The following is a 19,610-nucleotide window of genomic DNA, read 5'->3' as shown; positions in this document are numbered from 1 at the left end:
CGGCACTTGAGGCGTTAACGGGATGCAAAGGTGTTGCAGGTATTGGGATCGCCGCTGTCGAAGCCCTGTTTAAACCAGGTGTAGCGCTGCTGCGAAGTGCCGTGGGTGAAGCTGTCCGGCACAACGCGGCCCTGGCTCTGCTGCTGCAACCGATCGTCGCCAATCGCCTGCGCGGCATTCAGCGCCGCCTGCAGGTCGCCCTCTTCCAACATCTGCTGCTTCTCGGCGTATTTACCCCACACGCCGGCGAAGCAGTCCGCCTGCAGCTCCATTTTCACCGACAGGCGGTTCACTTCCGCCTGGCTGGCGCCTTGCTGCATCTGGCGCACCTTCGGCTCGATGCCCAGCAGGTTCTGCACGTGGTGGCCGACTTCGTGCGCCACCACATAGGCCTGAGCGAAATCACCGCCGGCGCCCAGCTTGGTCTTCATGTCCTGATAGAAAGACAGATCGATATACACCGTTCTGTCGCCCGGGCAGTAGAACGGCCCCATCGCCGACTGACCGGTGCCGCAGCTGGTGCGCGTTACGCCGCGATACATCACCAGCTTCGGCGGTTGGTAGGTTTTGCCCATGCGCTGGAAAATCTCTTTCCAGTTATCTTCGGTCGAGGCCAGCACCACCGAAGTGAATTTGGCCAGCTCATCGTCTTTCGGACTGATGTTGGCGCTCTGTTGTTGACCCTGCGGTGCGACGTTACCGCCATTCAACAGCGGCGACAGATCGATGCCGTAATAACCGGCCACCAGCACCACCACCAGAATGACGATGCCGCCCTTGCCACCCACCGGCACGCGGAAACCGCCGCCACCGCCGCCCAAACCTGAAGACTGCCCGCGACGATCCTCAACATTGTCACTTTCCCGACGCCCTTGCCAACGCATAAATACACTCCAGATATTTCCCCTGCTCGTTGAAGTTGCGCCGCGATCGTAAGCGCAAAGGCAGCTTCAAGCCTGAGTGGGATAGGTTTTAGTCATCTCACATCCATCATTATAAATGGTCTGCCGCGGAGGAAATGTAGAAATTTTCTGGAAAAACGCAGAATAGCGGGACGATCCGGCCGGATCGCCCCGAATGGCGGTGCCGACGCTTAGTCGAGTTTCACGCCGATGCGGCGCGCCACTTCTTCGTAGGCTTCGATCAGGCCGCCCAGGCTTTGACGGAAACGGTCTTTGTCCATCTTGTCCAGGGTGTTTTTGTCCCACAGGCGGCTGCCGTCCGGCGAGAACTCATCGCCCAGCACCACTTCACCGTTGAACAGACCGAACTCCAGTTTGAAGTCGACCAGGATCAGGCCGGCGTCGTCGAACAGCTGGGTCAACACGTCGTTGGCGCGGTAGCTCAGCTCGCGCATGCGCGCCAGATGCTCTTTGCTCACCCAGCCAAAGGTTTCGCAGTAGGATTCGTTCACCATCGGATCGTGCATGGCGTCGTTTTTCAGGAACAGATCGAACAGCGGCGGGTTCAGCACCAGACCTTCTTCAATGCCCAGACGCTTCACCAGCGAACCGGCGGCGCGGTTGCGGATCACGCACTCCACCGGCACCATGTCCAATTTCTTCACCAGCACTTCGTTGTCGGACAGCAGACGCTCCATCTGGGTCGGGATGCCGGCTTCTTCCAGTTTGCTCATGATGAAATGGTTAAACTTGTTGTTCACCATGCCTTTGCGATCGAACTGCTCAATGCGCTGACCATCCAGTGCTGACGTATCGTTGCGGAACTCCAACACCAACAGATCGGGATTCTCGGTGGTGTAAACGGTTTTTGCCTTTCCGCGATACAGCTCAGCTAGCTTTTGCATCTTACTTACTCCAGTGATGTATCCCCGTTGTCTCCCGAGCGCAGCCCGAAATTAGGGGGTATAGAATTGACCTAATGAATTCTTTGGCGTGCCGGACACTATTGTGCCAAACCTGCGACGCAAACGATACCGTATAGACAAAACAAAAAGGGGCCGAAGCCCCTTTTTGATTAGTTAACGCTGGTTTTGCTGAAGGCAGACTGGAATGCCGCCACCAGTGCGTCGTTTTTCGACTGGGTGAGCGGTTTGCCTTTCGGATCGATGAATTGCAGGCTGGTGCGGTTGTTGAGATCGCCGACCTGCAGCTTGTAATCCCCTTCCGCCAGCTCAGGATCCTTGACGCCCAACGCATCCCAATCGCTGCTGCTCAGGGACTTGTAGGTCACGGCGACGGTGCCCTGCGGACGGCTGCGGTCACCCACTTTCATCCCCAGTTTTTCGAGCGCCGGCGGCAGGCGATCCCACACCACGGTGTACGGGCCGCGCACCACCAGCATCGGCAGGCCGGTATCATCGGCGCCGCTCTGCACGTCCAGCGCGCCGAAGCGGCTGGCGGTCTGGCTGCTCGCCAGATTGTCCTGCTTGTCCAGACCTTCGATCAGGGTGTTGATCATCATGCCGTTGTAGCGCTGGATCTCAGACTGATCGGTCACCTGTTCGGTCTTGCCCTGCTGCTGCAGGCCAACGCTTTTCACCACCAGCGCCTGCTGGTAGCCCTGCTGCTGCACGCTGATCTGATAACGGCCTTCGTACTGGTTGTCTTCGTCCAGACGGTTCCACTTCACCCAGTCGGTGGTCAGGGTTTGACCGGCGTCCTGACGGGAAGCGATCGCGATGTTCTTCGCCTGCAGCAGGCTGACGACGCGCGACCACAGGTTCTGGTTCTGCGGGCTGTTTTCCAGCAGCAGCGTGCCGCTGTCGCCGGCGTATTGCGCGCGTGAACCGCTCAGCAGCGCCAACGGCTGCACCGGCGGACGAATGTCCAGCTGCTTGCCGACGTTGCCTTGCACCGTTGTGGCCGGCACGTCATAGTTGCCGCTCTGCACCGGCAGGATCATGCCGGACGGCGCGTTCAGCGCCTTGAGCGGAGCCGCGTCGAGGTAGGCCTCGTCGCCGCTGACCTGGCGCTTGTAGCGCTGATCGCTGCTGCAGGCTGCCAGCATCATCACCAATGAGATGCCCACTACTTTTGCTACCGTCGACTTTTGCAATGAATAAGCCATCAAATTTCCCTTAGAGTTACAGCAAACCGACGCTTTTCAGCGCGCGCTCCACCACCGGGCGGGCGGCTTCGCTCAACGGCGTCATCGGCAGACGCAGCGTATCGGTTGCCATCAATCCCAACGCCTTACAGGCCCACTTCACCGGAATTGGGTTTGCTTCTACAAATAGATCCTGATGCAACGGCATCAAGCGCTGATTTAAGCGGCGCGCTTCGGCAAATTTGCCCTGCGCCGCCAGCGCGCAAAGTTGCGCCATCTCGCGCGCGGCCACGTTGGCCGTCACGGAGATCACCCCTTTGCCGCCCAGTTGCATGAAGTCCAGCCCGCTGGCGTCGTCGCCGCTCAGCAAAATGAAATCTTCATCGTCAACCAGCACTTGGATCTGACTAACGCGACTTAAGTTCCCCGTCGCTTCTTTTACAGCAACAATATTCTTGATTTTCGCCAGCCGAGCGATGGTCGGCGGCAGCATGTCGCAGCCGGTGCGCGAAGGCACGTTATACAGGATCTGCGGCAGTTCGGTGCTCTCGGCGATCGCCTTGAAGTGCTGATACAGCCCTTCCTGCGTCGGCTTATTGTAGTACGGCGTTACCGTCAGGCAGCCCACCACGCCGGTGTTGGCGAAGCGGGTGGTGAGCGCGATGGCTTCGGCGGTGGCGTTGGCGCCGGTGCCGGCGATCACCGGAATGCGGCCGTCGGCCAACTCCAGCGTCTGCAGCACCACGTCAACGTGCTCGTCATGGGCAAGCGTTGCGGACTCGCCGGTGGTCCCTACGGAAACGATCGCCGCGGTGCCACTGGCTACATGATAATCGATCAATTTTTTCAGGCTCGCGCGATCGACAGCACCTTTGTCGTCCATCGGCGTAACCAGTGCAACAATACTTCCCGTAAACATTGGCCGTCCCCTCCACAAACAAGTCACTCATGGTACTTTTGCTGCCTATCCAAAAGCAAGCGCACAACCGCGTTGTAAGCGCTTGGCAGGCGGTTTTTTTTATGTTTACCATGGTAACCCCATTAAGCACGACAGGAAGCGCTATTTTGCCTCAGTCAGACGAACACTATCTCGTGATTACCGCGCTCGGCGCCGACCGCCCCGGAATCGTCAATACCATCACCCGCCACGTCAGCAGTTGCGGATGCAATATCGAAGATAGCCGTCTGGCCATGCTGGGAGAGGAGTTCACGTTCATCATGCTGCTGTCCGGCAGTTGGAACGCCATCACCCTGATCGAATCCACCCTGCCGCAAAAAGGCGCGGAGCTGGATCTGCTGATCGTGATGAAGCGCACAAACTCGCACGAAAGGCCGCCGATGCCGGCCACGGTGTGGGTGCAGGTGGAAGTGAAGGACTCGCCGCACATCATCGAACGCTTTACCGATCTGTTCGACTCCAGCCAGATGAATATCGCCGAACTGGTCTCGCGCACACAGCCGGCGGACGGCGACCTGCCGCCGCAGCTGTATATCCAAATTACCGCCCACAGCTCCGGCGATCGGGACGCCTCAAATATTGAGCAAGCCTTCCATCGCCTATGTACAGAATTGAACGCGCAAGGCAGTATTAGCGTGGTGAACTATCCACAGCATGACGAGAAAGATGGAGAGTAGTGATGAGCCCATTGAAAGCCGGTGACACAGCGCCGAAATTTAGTTTGCCTGACCAGGACGGTGAGGAAATTAATTTGGCCGACTTCCAGGGACAGCGAGTATTGGTCTATTTCTATCCGAAGGCGATGACGCCGGGCTGCACCGTGCAAGCCTGCGGCCTGCGGGACAACATGGACGAATTAAAAAAGGTCGGCGTCGAAGTGCTGGGCATCAGCACCGACAAACCGGAAAAACTGTCGCGCTTCGCCGAAAAGGAGCTGCTCAACTTCACGCTGTTGTCTGATGAAGATCATCAGGTGTCACAACAGTTTGGCGTGTGGGGCGAGAAAACCTTCATGGGCAAGACCTACGACGGCATTCACCGCATCAGCTTCCTGCTCGATGCCAACGGCAAGATTGAAAAAGTGTTTGATGATTTCAAAACCACCAATCACCACGACATCGTTCTGAACTACCTGCAGCAGTAATTCTCACGAAGCGCAGCGGCCTGCTGCGCTTCGTTTCTTCCCTGTCAGTCGGCCTTGTCTTCCACCTCGACCCGCAGTTCATCCGGCCAGGCATGGATCACCGCCTTCACCAGCGTCGCCAGCGGTATGGCGAAAAACACGCCCCAAAAGCCCCACATCCCGCCGAACACGATCACCGACAGGATAATCACCAGCGGATGCAGGTTGACCGCTTCGGAGAACAAAATGGGCACCAACAGGTTGCCGTCCAGCCCCTGCACCACCAGGTAGGCGACGATCAGCGTCCAGAAATCGGCGCCGACGCCCCACTGGAACAGCGCCACCACCACCACCGGTATGGTGACCAGCACCGCGCCGATGTAGGGGATCAGCACCGAGAACCCCACCAGCACCGCCAGCAGCAGCGAGTAGCGCATGTCCAGCACGGCGAACACCAGGTAAGTCGCCACGCCGACAATCACCATCTCCAGCACTTTGCCGCGAATGTAGTTGGTGATCTGCTGATTCATCTCGTTCCAGACTTGCCCCGCCAGGCCGCGATTGCGCGGCAGCACGCGGCGCACCGCGTTCAGCAGCTGTTCTTTGTCCTTCAGCAGGAAGAACATCATCATCGGCACCAGGATCAGATAGATAGCCAACGTCAGCAGGCCGACCAGCGACGCCAGCGAGAATTTCACCACCGATTCGCCCATGCCGGACAACCGGCTGCGCAGGTTTTCCGCCATCATGTCGATGATGCCGGCATCCACCAGCGCCGGATAACGCTTCGGCAGCGTCGCGGCGAAGTTATAGAACTGATTGAGCATGCCCGGCAGATCGCTCATCAGATTGATGCCTTGCTGCCAGGCGGTCGGCGCGACGACGAACACCAGCAGCATGGCGACGCCCGAGAACACCAGCAGCATGATGCTCGCCGCCCAGGTGCGCGAACAGCCGATGCGCTGCAGGCGCGCGGTCGGCCACTCGAGCAGATACGCCAGCACGATGGCAACCAGCAACGGGGTCAGAATGCCGTGCAAAAAATAGAGAATAAGGAACCCGGCAACCAGGATCACCAGCAGCGCGATGGCCTGAGGATCGGTGAAGCGGCGGCGGTACCACTGTAATAACATCTCCAGCATCAGAGCGGGCTCCTTGAGATTTGGCGGGCGGGCATGGCGATTCCTGTGATGGGCCTGATTAAAGCATAGATAGAACGGGCGCACGCGGGATGTGCAAAGCACTCAGAGTACTCAAAGTTCGCCATACATCAACAGCGATCTGGCTGATTTTATCGCACGGGCAGACGATCGACGCAAAAATCCGCAGACGCGGCGACTGGCTCGATGAGCGGCCCCGAACGGGGCCGCGGAAGATTACAGCGAAGTAGCGACAGAAAGGGGCGAACCGACCGCCAATGCGAACAACAACACACAGCCAATCGCGATCGCCGCCGCCAGATCATTTTTCATTGTCCCGTCCCCTGATGCTTAAACTGGTTATCGTCACGAACTCTGTCGGTTCTACGTTCACGGCCTTTTCCGATGCACGTCATTAAAAACCCCCGCCTAAGCGGGGGAGAAAACGTTCTGGTGCATCAAGTGTTACAAGGAGGTCATGAGGGATTGCTAACCCTAAATGACTATTTCAAGCTAGGATTATTCCCAGAACATGGCAAGCGATCGCGTCGAGGTTATCCGCACTTTGAGATAAACCTCATAAAAAAATCCCGCACGGCAGCGGGATGAAGGGATGATAACGTCATGAATTTTTTATGCGGACAATGAGGCGGTATTGTCGTCATTTGGCGACAATACCGCGCCGGCACGGTGGTCACAAGGGAAATTTGGCCACGGTGAGGAAATCAGAATTTCGCCAATGCCCGCGATCGTGCGCCCGTCAGCATCAACGAAAAAATGGGATTTTCGTCAGACAGCCACCGGGAAAAAACCGGTAGCATGGCCGATATAATCCCAAATGCCGTAGGGGGAAAAATGAACAGCAAACCGTGTGAATTTGATGAAGCCATCTGTCTGGCGATCGGGCGTGGCGTTTGCGAAGTCGTCAAGATAGGAGATGAAATCAGCATCTTCTCCCTGCTGGAAGCCATCGAGAGCTTCATCGAACGGCAGGCGCTCAGCGAAAGCGAAATCGCGGCGGCGGACGACGCGCTGGATTTGATCACCGGTTTGGTCCGCCGCCAGTGCTGACGCCTGTTACGAGGCGCTGCCGATGAGCCGTTGCTCTACCGTGACGCCGGGCATCATTTGCCGTAAACCGGCAATCAATTCGTCGCCCGCCTCGTGCAGCGCCGCCAACGGCATCGCCGGCAGGCTCTCCAGGATGAACCACATCCGCTCGGCCTCGGCGCTCAACCGGGTTCTGCCCCCCTGGCGCCAATCCCAGCATCGCCATCCTGTGCAAGCTCGCGGCGGCTTGGCACGTTTGCTCGCGGGCACCCAAGGCCCGAACATGATAGAACTGTGGCGGTGGGAAATGGCGCCGGGGAAAGCCTATGCATCGGGCGGCCACCCGACGGGCACCTTCGAGCTGCTGCACGTTGAGCGAGGCGTCTTGAGCCTTGCCGTCGAACAGACCGAGCTCAGGATTGCGCCGGGCTGTTCGGCGGTCGCCAAAACGGACGGCCCGCATCGGTACGCCAACGAAGGCGAAGACACGCTGATTTTCACCATGACGGTCGCCGAACTGCACGCCTGAACGGCGGCCCTGACCTGAACGCTTGCACAGGAGAAGAGCCATCATGACACCCCCTGCCCCACTGGAGTGGCGGCGTGCGGACTATCTCGTCAGCACCGATCCCGTTCTGCTGGATCTCGATGCTATTCATGCGTTTCTGACCCGTTCGTCATGGGCAGAGGGCATTGACAAGGAGACCGTCCGCCAGTCGCTCGCCCACAGTCTGTGCTTCGGTTTGTATCACGGCGCCAGGCAAATCGGTTTCGCCCGGCTGGTCACCGATTACGCCACTTTCGGCTATCTGTGCGACGTGTACGTGTTGGAGACGCATCAAAAAAGCGGATTGGGTCTGTGGCTGGCGGAATGTTGCCAGGCCCATCCGCTGATGGCGACGCTGAGGCGAGTCATGCTGGTCACCAGCACCGCCCCCTGGCTCTATGAGAAAGTGGGCTATTCGGCCATCAACCGCCCCGACTTTGTCTGGCAGATCGCCCGGCCGGACATCTACCGACGGTAATGCTATTTCAGCGCCTGCTCGGCCAGCAGCCCGAGGGCGATGACGATCATCGCCGCGCCGGAGATGCGCCCCACCACCTTCGCGGCCTGCGGACGCGTGCGCAGCACCGACTGCGAACCAAACCCTACCAGCAGATACACCAGGCCGCAGCTGATCAAATGCACGACGCCCAACGCCAGCATCTGCATCGGCACCGACCATTCGGCTCGGGCGTCGGTAAATTGTGGCAGCAGCGCCAGAAACAGCAGAAACACCTTGGGGTTCAGCCCGCTGACGCACACGCCTTTGCCGGCCCAGCGCAGCCAGGAATCGGAACGCTGATCTTCACCGGCGCCGGGCACCGGCGGGTGCAACAGCATGTTGAAACCGATCCACAAGAGGTAAGCCGCCCCCAACAGGGTGAGCGCCGTCAGCGCCAGCGGGTTGCCGACCAGCAGCGCGCCGACACCCGCCACCACGATCGCAATCATCAACAAATGGCCAAACAGCAAACCGGCGACGGCGGGTACCACCACGCGGCCGCGAATACCCGCCGAGATCACATAGGCCCAATCCATACCCGGCGTGATCACCAACAAAATCGACACCGCCCAAAACGCGGCGAACAGAGCGAGCGTCATGCCGGCGCCCTCTCAAACGCACCGCGCCACACCGAACAGAGAACCATTGCGCTTTCCTCGTGGAAGAAGAACGGCCTCCGCCTGCCGCGGTGGCCGTCAAAACCGTTCAACAGATGGCAAGAATATCCTCATGACGTTAAAATGTGCTTTCAATTACTTGCCTGGAATCGGCATAAACGGGGAAATTTTTCCAAATGGATAAGATTGATCGCAAGATTCTTGCTGAACTGCAGGCCGACGGCCGGTTGTCGGTGACCGAGCTGGCCGAGCGGATCGGTTTGAGCGTGTCTCCCTGTCACCGCCGGGTGCGGGCATTAGAGGAGTCCGGGGTGATCAGGGGTTACCGCGCCCAACTCGATCCCGGCAGCCTGGGCTATAACTTTTCCGCCCTGGTGTTCGTCACCATGCGCGAAGGCGATCGCCGCGCCGTTGAAACCTTCGAAAACGCCATGGTGGACATTCCGCAGGTGGTGCAGGCACAGCGGTTGTTTGGCGATCCCGACTATCTGCTGCACGTTATCGCCCGCGATCTGCCCGCCTTCCAGCAACTTTACGACGAGAAGCTCTCCGCCCTGCCGGGCGTGCAACGCCTGAGCTCCACGCTGGTGATGAAAACCGTGGTGCCGGAACGCTCGTTCCTGCCGTTGGGAAAATGAGGACGGGAACGTTGCCGCTCCCGTTTTGACGACCTTAAGGCACAATCACGAAATCCGGATTGGCGATGGCGAACAGCGCCTCGCGATCCGCCGCCGGCGGATAAATCCACTGCGTGTTGATCTCCTGCTTAATCTTTTTGCCTTCCTGGCGGGTAAAGCGCACCTGGCGCTGCCAGCCTTCGGTATAGAGCGCGCCCCAGGGCCCCAAATCCAGGCAGGTCACATACTTCGGCTGGCTGTACGGATGCGTCGGCAACCCCGCCAGCTCCGCCGCCGCATTGTGGCCGGCCACGCGGCCAAGGCTCATCGCATGCTGGCAGGTCATCAGGTTGTGATTACCGAGATCGTCGGTCGCCGCCTTCACCGTATCGCCGGTCACGAAAATGCCCGCCGCCGCCGGCGCGCGCAGGAAGGCATCGCCGATCACCCGGCCGCTGCCGTCGCGCTCGCCAGGGATCTGCTCGGTCAGCGGATGCGCCCGCACGCCCGCCGCCAGGATCACCGTGTTGGCAGCGATACGCTCACCGTTCGACAGCATCACTCCCTCAGCGTCGATGGCCGAGACGCGCAGGCCGGCCCGCGCTTCCACGCCGCACTCCGCCAACGCCTGGCGTATCACCGCCCCCGGCTCTGCCCCCATCCCCGCGCCTACTTCCGGCGCGGTATCGACGATCACCACGCGCACGTTCTCGTCTTTGCCCAGCGCATCCCGCAGCCGCTGCGGCATCTCCGCCGCGCTCTCCAGCCCGGTCAGCCCCGCGCCCACTACCACGGCAGTGTTGCGCGCAGGCGTCGAAGGTTTGGCCGCCAGCGCATTGATATGGGCGCCCAAACGCTGAGCGCTTTCCAGCGTATCGACGTTGAAACCGTATTCGGCAAAGCCCGGCACCGCAGGCACGGACAGCCGGCTGCCGGTGGCCCACACCAAACGATCGTAGGCCAACTCAAGGGGTTCCCCCGCCGTCGGCGCCACCGTGAGCGTTTTAGCAGCGGCATCGATACGCTCAACAACCCCGGCCAGGTGCCGCACGCCAACGGCGGCGAGCTGCGCGGAAATGTCCGGGTTCATGTTTTCCAACACCGCTTCATACAGGCGCGGGCGGATGGTGACCGTTGGGGTCGGCGAGACCATGAGCACCTCGATATCGTCATGCTTACCGGCGAGGGTAATGGCGCGCATGGCGGACACGGCGGCCCAAAAACCGGCAAAACCGGAACCGGCAATCACTATTTTTTGCGTCATGAGATGACTCCTTCATACAGGGTTAACCGGGCGATAAGGCGTGCCCGCAGTTTTTTCGGATGAACGATGCCGTTCCGCTCCCGTAGCAGGGTGCAGAAGGCCCGCCCGCCCCTTCCGAGGAGGCGGGAATAAGTGTGTTTGCTTTCTTTAAGGAAAGGCGGAGCTTAGGTCTTGGCGCGCGCCGTTTTGCCGCTGCGCGCGGTGCGTTCCGTCATGCGTTCGTCGAGCCAGAGGTTGACCTCACCGAAGAAGCCTTGCGGCGCTTTGCGGCCAAAGCGGGCCGCGACGTCGCCGAGGGTCTGCGCCGCCAGTGCGTCGCGCATCGCCTTCTCCGCCTGCAGCATCACCGCATGGATAGCGCATTTGCCGGAGACCGCCCAATCCGGCGGGGAATCATCGAACACCGCACAGCGCCCGCGCACCTCCTGGCAATCGAACAGCGGCTTGTGCCCCTCGATGGCGTCGATAATTTCCAGAAAACTGATCTCGTCCGCCGGACGGGCCAGCCGGTAACCGCCGCGCACCCCTTCGCTGGCGGCGACGATCCCCGCCTTTTCCAGCTTGGGAAAAATCTTGGCCAGAAAGCTGGGGGAGATGCCCTGCAGCTCGGCGAGTTCGCGGCTGCTGAGCGCGCGCTGGTTATCGCCGACCAGCCACAGCAGACAGTGGATGCCATATTCAACGCTGGTTGTGATGTACGCCATATGTCCGTTTTCGACCGTCAGTGAATCTTCAATAACGCAGACTATATGAGTCTGCGTTTATCCTGTCAATAAAACACGGATCAACTTTGTCCGCGTTCAATTCAAAATGCATGTCGCCAGCGACGAAAAAGCGCCCTTCAAAATGAAAAATAAAACTTTTTTGCTCGATTCGCGCTCGGCTAACGTTTCCTTGTCGCCTGCGGCTGACTATGATGTGATGGGTGCCGCCGCCGCGGTTTGTGAGCCGCCGCACTTTCGCGCGGATTGCGCCGCGGGAATAAAGAACTCTTGTCTGCTGCTGACGTCTTAGAAATGATTATTTAAGGGAAACGCCTGACTATGACCAACCGGTTGACCAAAACCGCGTTAGCGGTGCTGCTGCTCAGCACGCTGAACGCCACCGCCCTGGCGCCAGCACAGGCGGAAAGCCAGGACCAGTTGCCGGATATGGGCACCTCCGCCGGCGGCACCCTGAGCATCGGACAAGAGCTGGCGATGGGCGATTTCTATGTGCGCCAACTGCGCGCCAGCGCCCCGCTGATCAACGATCCGCTGCTGAGCCAGTACATCAATCAGCTGGGCAACCGGCTGGTGGCCAGCGCCTATTCGGTGCGCACGCCGTTCCATTTCTATCTGGTGCGCAACGACGAAATCAACGCCTTCGCCTTCTTCGGCGGCAACGTGGTGCTGCATTCCGCCCTGTTCCGCGTCAGCGACAACGAAAGCCAGCTGGCCTCGGTGCTGGCGCACGAAATCTCGCACGTCACCCAGCGCCACCTGGCGCGCGCCATGGAAGATCAGCAGCGCAACGCCCCGCTGACCTGGGTGGGCGCACTCGGTTCCATTCTGCTGGCGATGGCCAACCCGACCATGGGCATGGCGGCGCTGAGCGGCACCATGGCCGGCACCCAGCAAGGCATGATCAGCTTTACCCAATCGAACGAACAGGAAGCCGACCGCATCGGCATTCAGGTGCTGCAGCGCGCCGGTTTCGATCCGGAAGCCATGCCCGACTTCCTGCAGAAACTCTCGGATCAGTCGCGCTACGCCTCCAAGCCGCCGGAAATGCTGCTGACGCACCCGTTGCCGGACAGCCGCCTCTCCGACGCGCGCAACCGCGCCAACCAGATGCCGAAACACATCGTGCAGTCTTCGCAGGACTACCTGATGGCCAAGGTGCGCGCCCTGGGCATGTACAGCTCGGAAGGCTACGGCCTGAACGAAGAGCTGCTCGGCTCACTCAGCAAGGGCAACGTGCGCGAACAGGCGGCCGCCAAATACGGCCGCGCCATTCTGTTCTATGAAGCGAAAAAATACGACGACGCGCGCAACATCATTCAGCCGATGCTGGCGCAGGATGCGAAAAACGTCTGGCTGATCGACCTGATGACCGACATCGATCTCGGTCAGAAACGCGCGCCGCAGGCCATCGCCCGCCTGCAGGCGGCCAACGCCGCCCAGAACAACAACCCGGTGCTGCAGCTCAATCTGGCCAACGCCTATGTCGAAGGCAACCAGCCGGCGCAGGCGTCGAAGATCCTGAACCGCTACACCTTTGCCCATCCGGACGATCCGAACGGCTGGGATCTGCTGGCGCAGGCCAGCGCCGCTCAGGGGCTGCGCGATGAAGAGCTGTCGGCCCGCGCCGAAAGCCTGGCGCTGACCGGCCGGCTCGATCAGGCCATCGGCCTGCTCAGCAATGCCAGCTCGCTGCAGAAACTCGGCAGCCTGAAACAGGCGCGCTACGATGCGCGCATCGACCAGCTGCGCCAACTGCAACAGCGCTTCCGCCAATACCAGCGCAGCTGATTCAACAAGGAATGAACGCCATGAAAAACGTCACGATTTACCATAACCCGCGCTGCTCCAAGAGCCGTGAAACCCTGGCGCTGCTGGAGCAGCACGGTGTCGATCCCAAGGTAGTGCTGTACCTCGATACGCCCCCTACGGTCGATGAGCTGAAAAAACTATTGAAAGAACTGGGCTTCACATCGGCGCGCGATCTGATGCGCAAAAAAGAAGATCTGTACAAGGAATTGAAGCTGGCGGACGACAGCCTGAGCGAAGAGCAACTGCTGGCGGCGATGACGGCGAACCCGAAACTGATCGAACGCCCGATCGTGGTGAAAGGCAGCAAGGCGCGCATCGGCCGGCCGCCGGAGCAGGTGCTGGAGATTTTGTAAATTCGAATTCGGGCGCGGACTATTGCGCCCTTTCTTTTACGGTAGCGGCTACAGCCCCAGGATCTCTTTAACGAACGGGATGGTCAGCTTGCGTTGGGCGGTGATCGAGGCGCGATCGAGCTGATCGAGGGTCATAAACAGCGTGCGCATCTCGCGATCCAGCCGCTTCAGCAGGAAGCGGCCCACGTCTTCCGGCAGCTCGAAGCCGCGCAGTTTGCCGCGCAGCTGCAGCGCCAGCAGCTTCTCTTCGTCCGACAGCGGCTGCAGCTTGTAGATCTGCCCCCAGTCCAGACGCGAAGCCAGATCCGGTAAACGCAGGTTCAGCTGACGCGGCGGGCGATCCCCGGTGATGAACAAACGGGTGCGGCCGGTTTCCAGGATGCGGTTGTAAAGGTTGAAGATCGCCATCTCCCACTCTTCGTCGCCGGCGATGCATTCGATATTGTCGATGCAGACCAGCGCCAGCTGTTCCATGCCGTCCAATACTTCAGGCACGAAGTAAGCGCGCTTGTCGAGCGGCACATAGCCCACCGCTTCCCCCTTCTGCGAAAGCTCGGCGCAGGCCGCATGCAGCAAATGGCTGCGCCCGCCGCCTTCACGCGACCAGAAATAGATATAGCTGCCATGTTCCTGACGGACGGCGGATTGGATCGCGGCTAATAGGGATGGGTTCTCGCCCGGATAAAAACTGGCGAAAGTTTCATCATCGGGAAGATAAAGTGGCAGTGAAAGCTGTGCCGGCGTATTCAGAGAAGCACCTCAACCAAAACTGGCAGAAAAACGTGGGCAGTTTAACACAGAAAACGGGCGCTGTTGAACCGGCAGGATCTTATGCCGCAATAGTGAACAATGCCTAAGCGCCGCTTGATTGGCTGCGGCTCCCGCCAAGGCAAGAATTATCCGATATCATTCCCTAACCCCATGCCTGCGCAGGTTAAATTTGTCATTTAAGCCAAATCTGGCCTAGTATAGGTAGGCTAAACGCAATCACCATCAACAAGGTTTCTGCAAGGATATAGACGATGAAAGTATGGAATAAAGTGCTGTTGGCCTCCTTTATCGGGTTGTTGGTTGCCGGCTGTGATGACTCGTCCAAGGTTGACGCCAACCTGGATAAAGCCAAAGACAGCGCCGAGCAGATGAAAGATGCTGCCCAGAAAAAAGCGGACGATCTGACGGACAAGGCGAAAGCGACGGCGGATGAAATCAAAAAAGAGGCCGCCACGCAGGCTGACCAGCTGAAGGACAAAGCTTCGGCGATTAAAGATGAAGCCGCCAAGCAAGCGGACGCCATCACCAACGACGCCAAGGCCAAGGCCGCCGCGATCAAAGATGACGCCGGCAAGCAGAGCCAGCAGTTGGTGGATCAGGCCAAGGCCATCAAGAACGACGCCATCAACGGCGCCAACGATTTGACCGAGCAGGCCAAGGCCAAGACCGAAGCCATCAAGAACAGCGCCGAAAACAAAGCGCAAGAGTTGAAACAAGAAACCGATGCGGCGGTGAACGGCAATACGCAACCTGCCGCCCAGCAATAAGCCATACTCAGCAATAAAGTAAGGAGCAGTAAATGGGGATTATTTCCTGGATTATCTTCGGCCTGATCGCCGGTATTTTGGCTAAGTGGATCATGCCCGGCAAAGACGGCGGCGGCTTTATCCTGACCGTTGTGCTGGGGATCGTCGGTGCCGTGGTCGGCGGCTATATCAGCACCTTCTTCGGCTACGGCAAGGTTGACGGCTTCAACTTCGGCAGCTTCGTGGTGGCGGTTATCGGCGCCATCGTGGTGCTGTTCGTGTACCGCAAAATTCGCAGCTGAGGCGAATGCCATCAGTCAAAAGGGCAGCCCCTGGGCTGCCCTTTTCGTTACTTCTGCTCTGCCGGTTCGTCCGGCGCGTCGAGCACCTCTTCTTCCTTGCGGAACAGGCTGATGACCTTGAACAGCAGGCTCAAGCCAATGCCGACGATGGTCGCCAGCGCCATGCCTTTCAGCTCCGCCGCGCCGATGTGCACCTTGGCGCCGCTCACGCCGATAATCAGGATCACCGAGGTTAAAATCAGGTTTTGCGCTTTGTTGTAATCCACTTTGGACTCGATCAACACGCGAATGCCCGAGGCGCCGATCACGCCGTACAGCAGCAGGGAAACGCCGCCCATCACCGGCACCGGCACCGCCTGGATCGCCGCCGCCAGCTTGCCGATGCAGGACAACAGGATCGCCAGCACCGCCGCGCCGCCGATCACCCAGGTGCTGTAGACCTTGGTGATGGCCATCACGCCGATGTTCTCACCGTAGGTGGTGTTCGGCGTGGAGCCGAAGAAACCGGAGAATACCGTCGAGATGCCGTTGGCGAACATCGAGCGGTGCAGGCCCGGATCGCGGATCAGGTCTTTTTTCACAATGTTGGCGGTCACCACCAGGTGGCCAACGTGCTCGGCGATCACCACCAGCGCCGCCGGCAGAATGGTGAAGATGGCGAACCACTCAAAGCGTGGGGTGTAGAAGGTCGGCAGCGCGAACCAGTGCGCCTCGCGGATCGGGGTCAAATCCACCACGCCCATGAAGAACGACAGCGCATAGCCCACCAGCACGCCGATCAGGATTGGGATAATCGCCAGGAAGCCGCGGAACAGCACTGAACCGAGCACCGTGACCGCCAGCGTCACCAGCGAAATGGTGATGGTGGTCGAGTCGGCGCTGGCGCCTTCCGCCGGCAGCAGCCCCGCCATGTTGGCCGCCACGCCCGCCAACTCCAGGCCAATGACGGCGACGATCGCCCCCATCGCCGCCGGCGGGAACATCACGTCCAGCCAGCCGGTGCCTGCCTTTTTCACGATCAGCGCCACCAGGCAGAACAGCACGCCGCACATGATGAAACCGCCTAACGCCACTTCATAACCGAGCGGCAACAGCAGCAGCACCGGCGAGATAAACGCGAAGCTGGAACCGAGGTAGGCCGGGATCTTGCCTTTACAGATGAACAGATACAGCAGCGTGCCGATGCCGTTGAACAGCAGCACGGTCGCCGGGTTGATCTTGAACAGGATAGGCACCAGCACGGTGGCGCCAAACATGGCGAACAAGTGCTGGAAGCTGAGCGGAATGGTCTGGAGCAGCGGCGGGCGCTCGCTGACGCCGATGGCGCGACGGGTCATGTGTGTTTTTCCTCGGTTTATTGGTTTTATAGGTTTTAGTCAAAAAAAAGCCGACTCATTAAGTCGGCTCAAATGTTTACTTGGTACCAAATATCTTGTCGCCCGCATCGCCCAGGCCAGGCACGATGTAGCCCTTGTCGTTCAGACACTGATCGATGGAAGCGGTGTACAGTTCAACGTCCGGGTGCGCTTTCTCCAGTGCGGCGATGCCTTCCGGCGCCGCGACCAGAACCAGCACCTTGATGCTGTGACAGCCGGCTTTCTTCAGCAGATCGATAGTGGCGATCATCGAACCGCCGGTGGCCAGCATCGGGTCGACGACCAGCGCCATGCGCTCTTCGATGTTGGAAACCAGCTTCTGGAAGTACGGCACCGGCTCCAGGGTTTCTTCGTCGCGGTATACGCCCACCACGCTGATGCGCGCGCTCGGCACGTGCTCCAGCACCCCTTCCATCATGCCCAGACCGGCACGCAGGATTGGCACTACGGTAATCTTTTTCCCTTTGATCTGGTCCACTTCAACTGGCCCGCACCAGCCTTCGATGGTGACTTTTTCCGTCTCCAGATCGGCGGTCGCTTCATAGGTCAGTAAACTACCCACTTCTGAGGCCAGCTCACGGAAGCGTTTGGTGCTGATGTCATTTTCGCGCATCAGGCCAAGCTTGTGTTTTACCAGCGGGTGTTTCACCTCAACGATCTTCATCATTTTTCTCCTATTAAGGTGGTTGCGGCCAAAAAAATCGCGGGATTATACCTCCTTTTTTTCGCTGCGCCACCCACAATAGCCCGATCGGGATCAACAAAAGTTTGAATATCAGTATAGATGACGAAAAAGCGGAGCCGGTTCACAAGCCGCTCGCAAACGTTTGCCTGCGCTGTTAGAATTGCCGCGCCTTATTCCGGAATCAACATCGGAAGCACAGTTTTCAAACCGCAAACCGTCGTGGGGAATCGCGCAGTGACCGACAAAACCTCTCTCAGCTATAAAGACGCAGGTGTCGATATCGATGCAGGCAACGCATTGGTAGATCGCATCAAAGGTGTAGTTAAACAGACCCGTCGCCCGGAAGTGATGGGCGGTCTGGGCGGGTTTGGCGCCCTGTGTGCGTTGCCGCAGAAATACCGCGAGCCGGTGCTGGTTTCCGGTACCGACGGCGTGGGCACCAAGCTGCGTCTGGCGATGGATCTGAAACGCCACGACACCATCGGCATCGATCTGGTGGCGATGTGCGTCAACGATCTGGTGGTGCAGGGCGCCGAGCCGCTGTTCTTCCTCGACTACTACGCCACCGGCAAGCTGGATGTGGACACTGCGGCCAGCGTGATCACCGGCATCGCAGAAGGCTGCAAGCAGTCCGGCTGTGCGCTGGTGGGCGGCGAAACCGCTGAAATGCCGGGCATGTACCACGGCGAAGATTACGACGTGGCCGGTTTCTGCGTCGGCGTAGTCGAAAAATCCGAGATCATCGACGGCAGCAAAGTGCAGTCCGGCGATGCGCTGATCGCCCTGGGCGCTTCCGGCCCGCACTCCAACGGTTACTCGCTGGTGCGCAAGATCCTGGAAGTAAGCAACACCGACCCGACCGCCACTCAGCTGGAAGGCAAGCCGCTGGCCGACCACCTGCTGGCGCCGACCAAGATTTACGTGAAGTCCGTGCTGGAACTGATCGAGAAGGCGGACGTCCACGCCATCGCTCACCTCACCGGCGGCGGCTTCTGGGAAAACATTCCGCGCGTGCTGCCGGAAGGCATGCAGGCGGTGATCGACGAAGCCAGCTGGCAGTGGCCGGCGGTGTTCACCTGGCTGCAGCAGGCCGGCAACGTCAGCCGTCATGAAATGTACCGCACCTTCAACTGCGGCGTAGGCATGGTCATCGCCCTGCCGGAAGCCGAAGTGGAAACGGCCATCGCGCTGCTGACCGCGGCAGGTGAAAAAGCGTGGAAAATCGGTAAACTGACCGCCTCTTCCGACGAACAACAAGTGGTCATCAACTGATGAAAAAGATCGTGGTGTTGGTCTCCGGCCAGGGGAGCAATCTCCAGGCGCTGATTGACGCCTGCCAGCAGGGCCGCATCGCCGCCGAGATCGTGGCGGTATTCAGCAACAAGGCGCAGGCTTACGGCCTGCAGCGCGCCGAAGCGGCGGGCATCGCCGCCCAGGCGCTGGATGCCAAGGCTTACGCCGATCGTACGGCGTTCGACGCCGCGCTGGCGGACGCCATCGACCAACATCAGCCCGATCTGGTGGTGCTGGCCGGCTACATGCGCATCCTCAGCCCGCAGTTCGTGCAGCGTTATGCCGGCCGCATGCTGAACATCCACCCTTCCCTGCTGCCGAAATACCCGGGGCTGCATACGCATCGTCAGGCCATCGACAACGGCGACAGCGAACACGGCACCTCGGTGCACTTCGTGACCGAACAGCTCGACGGCGGCCCGGTGATTTTGCAGGCCAAGGTGCCGATTTTCGCTGACGATGAAGAGGATGACGTGGTTGAACGGGTGCAAACCCAGGAACACACGATCTATCCGCTGGTGGTGAGCTGGTTCGTCGACGGCCGCCTGGCGATGCGCGATGGCGCCGCCTGGCTGGACGGCGAACGCCTGCCTGAGCAGGGTCACGCCGCCGACTGATGCGCGCAGCCTGAACCTTGCCTAAACGGCGCCCACGCGGCGCCGTTTTTTTTCGCCTTCATCCATTCTGTGAAGTTATACTTTGCACAATTTCACGGCACAGAGGAGCC

22 protein-coding genes and 2 pseudogenes are annotated in these 19,610 nt (G+C 59.7%); 12 read left to right on the top strand and 12 right to left on the bottom strand.

Annotation, left to right across the window (positions count from 1 at the left end; all coding sequences use genetic code 11):
- Nucleotides 1–14: 14 nt before the first annotated feature.
- The 4 genes from MMS95_RS12070 to dapA form a co-directional block, all read right to left on the bottom strand.
- Complete coding sequence (locus MMS95_RS12070) at nucleotides 15–884, bottom strand: neutral zinc metallopeptidase (RefSeq protein ID WP_031299899.1); 870 nt, start codon at nucleotides 882–884, stop codon at nucleotides 15–17.
- 209 nt (nucleotides 885–1,093) lie between these two features.
- On the bottom strand, nucleotides 1,094–1,807 hold the full coding sequence (gene purC / locus MMS95_RS12065; RefSeq protein WP_004941708.1) for a phosphoribosylaminoimidazolesuccinocarboxamide synthase: 714 nt from the start codon (nucleotides 1,805–1,807) through the stop codon (nucleotides 1,094–1,096).
- Nucleotides 1,808–1,977: 170 nt separating this feature from the next.
- Nucleotides 1,978–3,030, bottom strand: a complete 1,053-nt coding sequence (gene bamC, locus MMS95_RS12060; RefSeq protein WP_033632406.1) for an outer membrane protein assembly factor BamC — start codon at nucleotides 3,028–3,030, stop codon at nucleotides 1,978–1,980.
- A gap of 16 nt (nucleotides 3,031–3,046) precedes the next feature.
- Nucleotides 3,047–3,928 (bottom strand): 4-hydroxy-tetrahydrodipicolinate synthase, encoded by an 882-nt coding sequence (gene dapA, locus MMS95_RS12055; protein ID WP_029988781.1) that lies wholly within the window; start codon nucleotides 3,926–3,928, stop codon nucleotides 3,047–3,049.
- 146 nt (nucleotides 3,929–4,074) lie between these two features.
- On the opposite strand from dapA, the gene MMS95_RS12050 reads away from it, so the two are divergent.
- Nucleotides 4,075–4,644, top strand: a complete 570-nt coding sequence (locus tag MMS95_RS12050) for a glycine cleavage system transcriptional repressor (RefSeq protein WP_015378708.1) — start codon at nucleotides 4,075–4,077, stop codon at nucleotides 4,642–4,644.
- Between the two features lie 2 nt (nucleotides 4,645–4,646).
- On the top strand, nucleotides 4,647–5,111 hold the full coding sequence (bcp, locus tag MMS95_RS12045) for a thioredoxin-dependent thiol peroxidase (RefSeq protein WP_242141732.1): 465 nt from the start codon (nucleotides 4,647–4,649) through the stop codon (nucleotides 5,109–5,111).
- Between the two features lie 44 nt (nucleotides 5,112–5,155).
- On the opposite strand, the gene MMS95_RS12040 is transcribed toward bcp, so the two are convergent.
- Nucleotides 5,156–6,232: an AI-2E family transporter gene (locus tag MMS95_RS12040; RefSeq protein WP_015378710.1), complete on the bottom strand. Its 1,077-nt coding sequence runs from the start codon at nucleotides 6,230–6,232 to the stop codon at nucleotides 5,156–5,158.
- Nucleotides 6,233–7,084: 852 nt separating this feature from the next.
- Here MMS95_RS12040 and MMS95_RS12035 point away from each other — a divergent pair.
- Nucleotides 7,085–7,300, top strand: a complete 216-nt coding sequence (locus tag MMS95_RS12035) for a hypothetical protein (protein WP_004941687.1) — start codon at nucleotides 7,085–7,087, stop codon at nucleotides 7,298–7,300.
- Between the two features lie 6 nt (nucleotides 7,301–7,306).
- Here MMS95_RS12035 and MMS95_RS12030 read toward each other — a convergent pair.
- Nucleotides 7,307–7,495: pseudogene (locus MMS95_RS12030) on the bottom strand (hypothetical protein); the annotation flags it as partial.
- 25 nt (nucleotides 7,496–7,520) lie between these two features.
- Between MMS95_RS12030 and MMS95_RS12025 the strand changes: the two are divergent.
- Both MMS95_RS12025 and MMS95_RS12020 read left to right on the top strand, forming a co-directional pair.
- Nucleotides 7,521–7,808 (top strand): annotated as a pseudogene (locus tag MMS95_RS12025) (cupin domain-containing protein); the annotation flags it as partial.
- Nucleotides 7,809–7,851: 43 nt separating this feature from the next.
- Complete coding sequence (locus MMS95_RS12020; protein ID WP_099982095.1) at nucleotides 7,852–8,304, top strand: GNAT family N-acetyltransferase; 453 nt, start codon at nucleotides 7,852–7,854, stop codon at nucleotides 8,302–8,304.
- Nucleotides 8,305–8,306: 2 nt separating this feature from the next.
- Here the strand turns inward: MMS95_RS12020 and MMS95_RS12015 are convergent, their stop codons facing one another.
- Nucleotides 8,307–8,924 carry a LysE family translocator gene (locus MMS95_RS12015; protein ID WP_004941674.1) on the bottom strand — a complete coding sequence of 206 codons (618 nt, stop codon included), beginning with the start codon at nucleotides 8,922–8,924 and terminating at the stop codon, nucleotides 8,307–8,309.
- Between the two features lie 194 nt (nucleotides 8,925–9,118).
- Between MMS95_RS12015 and MMS95_RS12010 the strand changes: the two genes are divergently transcribed.
- Nucleotides 9,119–9,580: an Lrp/AsnC family transcriptional regulator gene (locus MMS95_RS12010; RefSeq protein ID WP_004941672.1), complete on the top strand. Its 462-nt coding sequence runs from the start codon at nucleotides 9,119–9,121 to the stop codon at nucleotides 9,578–9,580.
- A 34-nt stretch (nucleotides 9,581–9,614) separates the two neighbouring features.
- Here the strand turns inward: MMS95_RS12010 and MMS95_RS12005 are convergent, their stop codons facing one another.
- Nucleotides 9,615–10,823 (bottom strand): FAD-dependent oxidoreductase, encoded by a 1,209-nt coding sequence (locus tag MMS95_RS12005; protein WP_015378715.1) that lies wholly within the window; start codon nucleotides 10,821–10,823, stop codon nucleotides 9,615–9,617.
- Nucleotides 10,824–10,987: 164 nt separating this feature from the next.
- Nucleotides 10,988–11,527 carry an Rrf2 family transcriptional regulator gene (locus tag MMS95_RS12000; RefSeq protein WP_015378716.1) on the bottom strand — a complete coding sequence of 180 codons (540 nt, stop codon included), beginning with the start codon at nucleotides 11,525–11,527 and terminating at the stop codon, nucleotides 10,988–10,990.
- A 339-nt stretch (nucleotides 11,528–11,866) separates the two neighbouring features.
- Here MMS95_RS12000 and MMS95_RS11995 point away from each other — a divergent pair, with 339 nt between their 5' ends.
- Both MMS95_RS11995 and arsC read left to right on the top strand, forming a co-directional pair.
- Nucleotides 11,867–13,336, top strand: coding sequence for a M48 family metallopeptidase (locus MMS95_RS11995; RefSeq protein ID WP_004941664.1), 1,470 nt, complete (start codon nucleotides 11,867–11,869; stop codon nucleotides 13,334–13,336).
- 20 nt (nucleotides 13,337–13,356) lie between these two features.
- Complete coding sequence (gene arsC, locus MMS95_RS11990; protein WP_015378717.1) at nucleotides 13,357–13,710, top strand: arsenate reductase (glutaredoxin); 354 nt, start codon at nucleotides 13,357–13,359, stop codon at nucleotides 13,708–13,710.
- A 48-nt stretch (nucleotides 13,711–13,758) separates the two neighbouring features.
- Here the strand turns inward: arsC and hda are convergent, their stop codons facing one another.
- Nucleotides 13,759–14,460 carry a DnaA inactivator Hda gene (hda, locus tag MMS95_RS11985; protein ID WP_025159568.1) on the bottom strand — a complete coding sequence of 234 codons (702 nt, stop codon included), beginning with the start codon at nucleotides 14,458–14,460 and terminating at the stop codon, nucleotides 13,759–13,761.
- A 272-nt stretch (nucleotides 14,461–14,732) separates the two neighbouring features.
- Here hda and MMS95_RS11980 point away from each other — a divergent pair, with 272 nt between their 5' ends.
- Both MMS95_RS11980 and MMS95_RS11975 read left to right on the top strand, forming a co-directional pair.
- Entirely contained in the window at nucleotides 14,733–15,248 is a 516-nt protein-coding gene (locus tag MMS95_RS11980; protein WP_021504397.1) for a hypothetical protein, read from the top strand.
- A gap of 32 nt (nucleotides 15,249–15,280) precedes the next feature.
- Nucleotides 15,281–15,529 (top strand): GlsB/YeaQ/YmgE family stress response membrane protein, encoded by a 249-nt coding sequence (locus tag MMS95_RS11975; RefSeq protein ID WP_004941647.1) that lies wholly within the window; start codon nucleotides 15,281–15,283, stop codon nucleotides 15,527–15,529.
- Nucleotides 15,530–15,576: 47 nt separating this feature from the next.
- Here MMS95_RS11975 and uraA read toward each other — a convergent pair whose 3' ends face one another.
- Nucleotides 15,577–16,866 carry a uracil permease gene (gene uraA / locus MMS95_RS11970; RefSeq protein ID WP_004941645.1) on the bottom strand — a complete coding sequence of 430 codons (1,290 nt, stop codon included), beginning with the start codon at nucleotides 16,864–16,866 and terminating at the stop codon, nucleotides 15,577–15,579.
- Between the two features lie 76 nt (nucleotides 16,867–16,942).
- Complete coding sequence (gene upp, locus MMS95_RS11965) at nucleotides 16,943–17,569, bottom strand: uracil phosphoribosyltransferase (protein WP_004941642.1); 627 nt, start codon at nucleotides 17,567–17,569, stop codon at nucleotides 16,943–16,945.
- 255 nt (nucleotides 17,570–17,824) lie between these two features.
- Here upp and purM point away from each other — a divergent pair, with 255 nt between their 5' ends.
- Entirely contained in the window at nucleotides 17,825–18,862 is a 1,038-nt protein-coding gene (gene purM / locus MMS95_RS11960; protein WP_033632401.1) for a phosphoribosylformylglycinamidine cyclo-ligase, read from the top strand.
- A complete protein-coding gene (purN, locus tag MMS95_RS11955; RefSeq protein WP_021504400.1) occupies nucleotides 18,862–19,500 on the top strand; it encodes a phosphoribosylglycinamide formyltransferase in 639 nt (212 codons plus the stop codon). Before purM ends, purN begins: the two co-directional genes overlap by 1 nt.
- Nucleotides 19,501–19,610 lie beyond the last annotated feature (110 nt).

Origin of the sequence: Serratia sp. PGPR-27 (genome assembly GCF_022678525.1) — a bacterium.
GTDB lineage: Bacteria > Pseudomonadota > Gammaproteobacteria > Enterobacterales > Enterobacteriaceae > Serratia > Serratia nematodiphila.
This window is presented reverse-complemented; position numbering and strand designations above follow the sequence as displayed.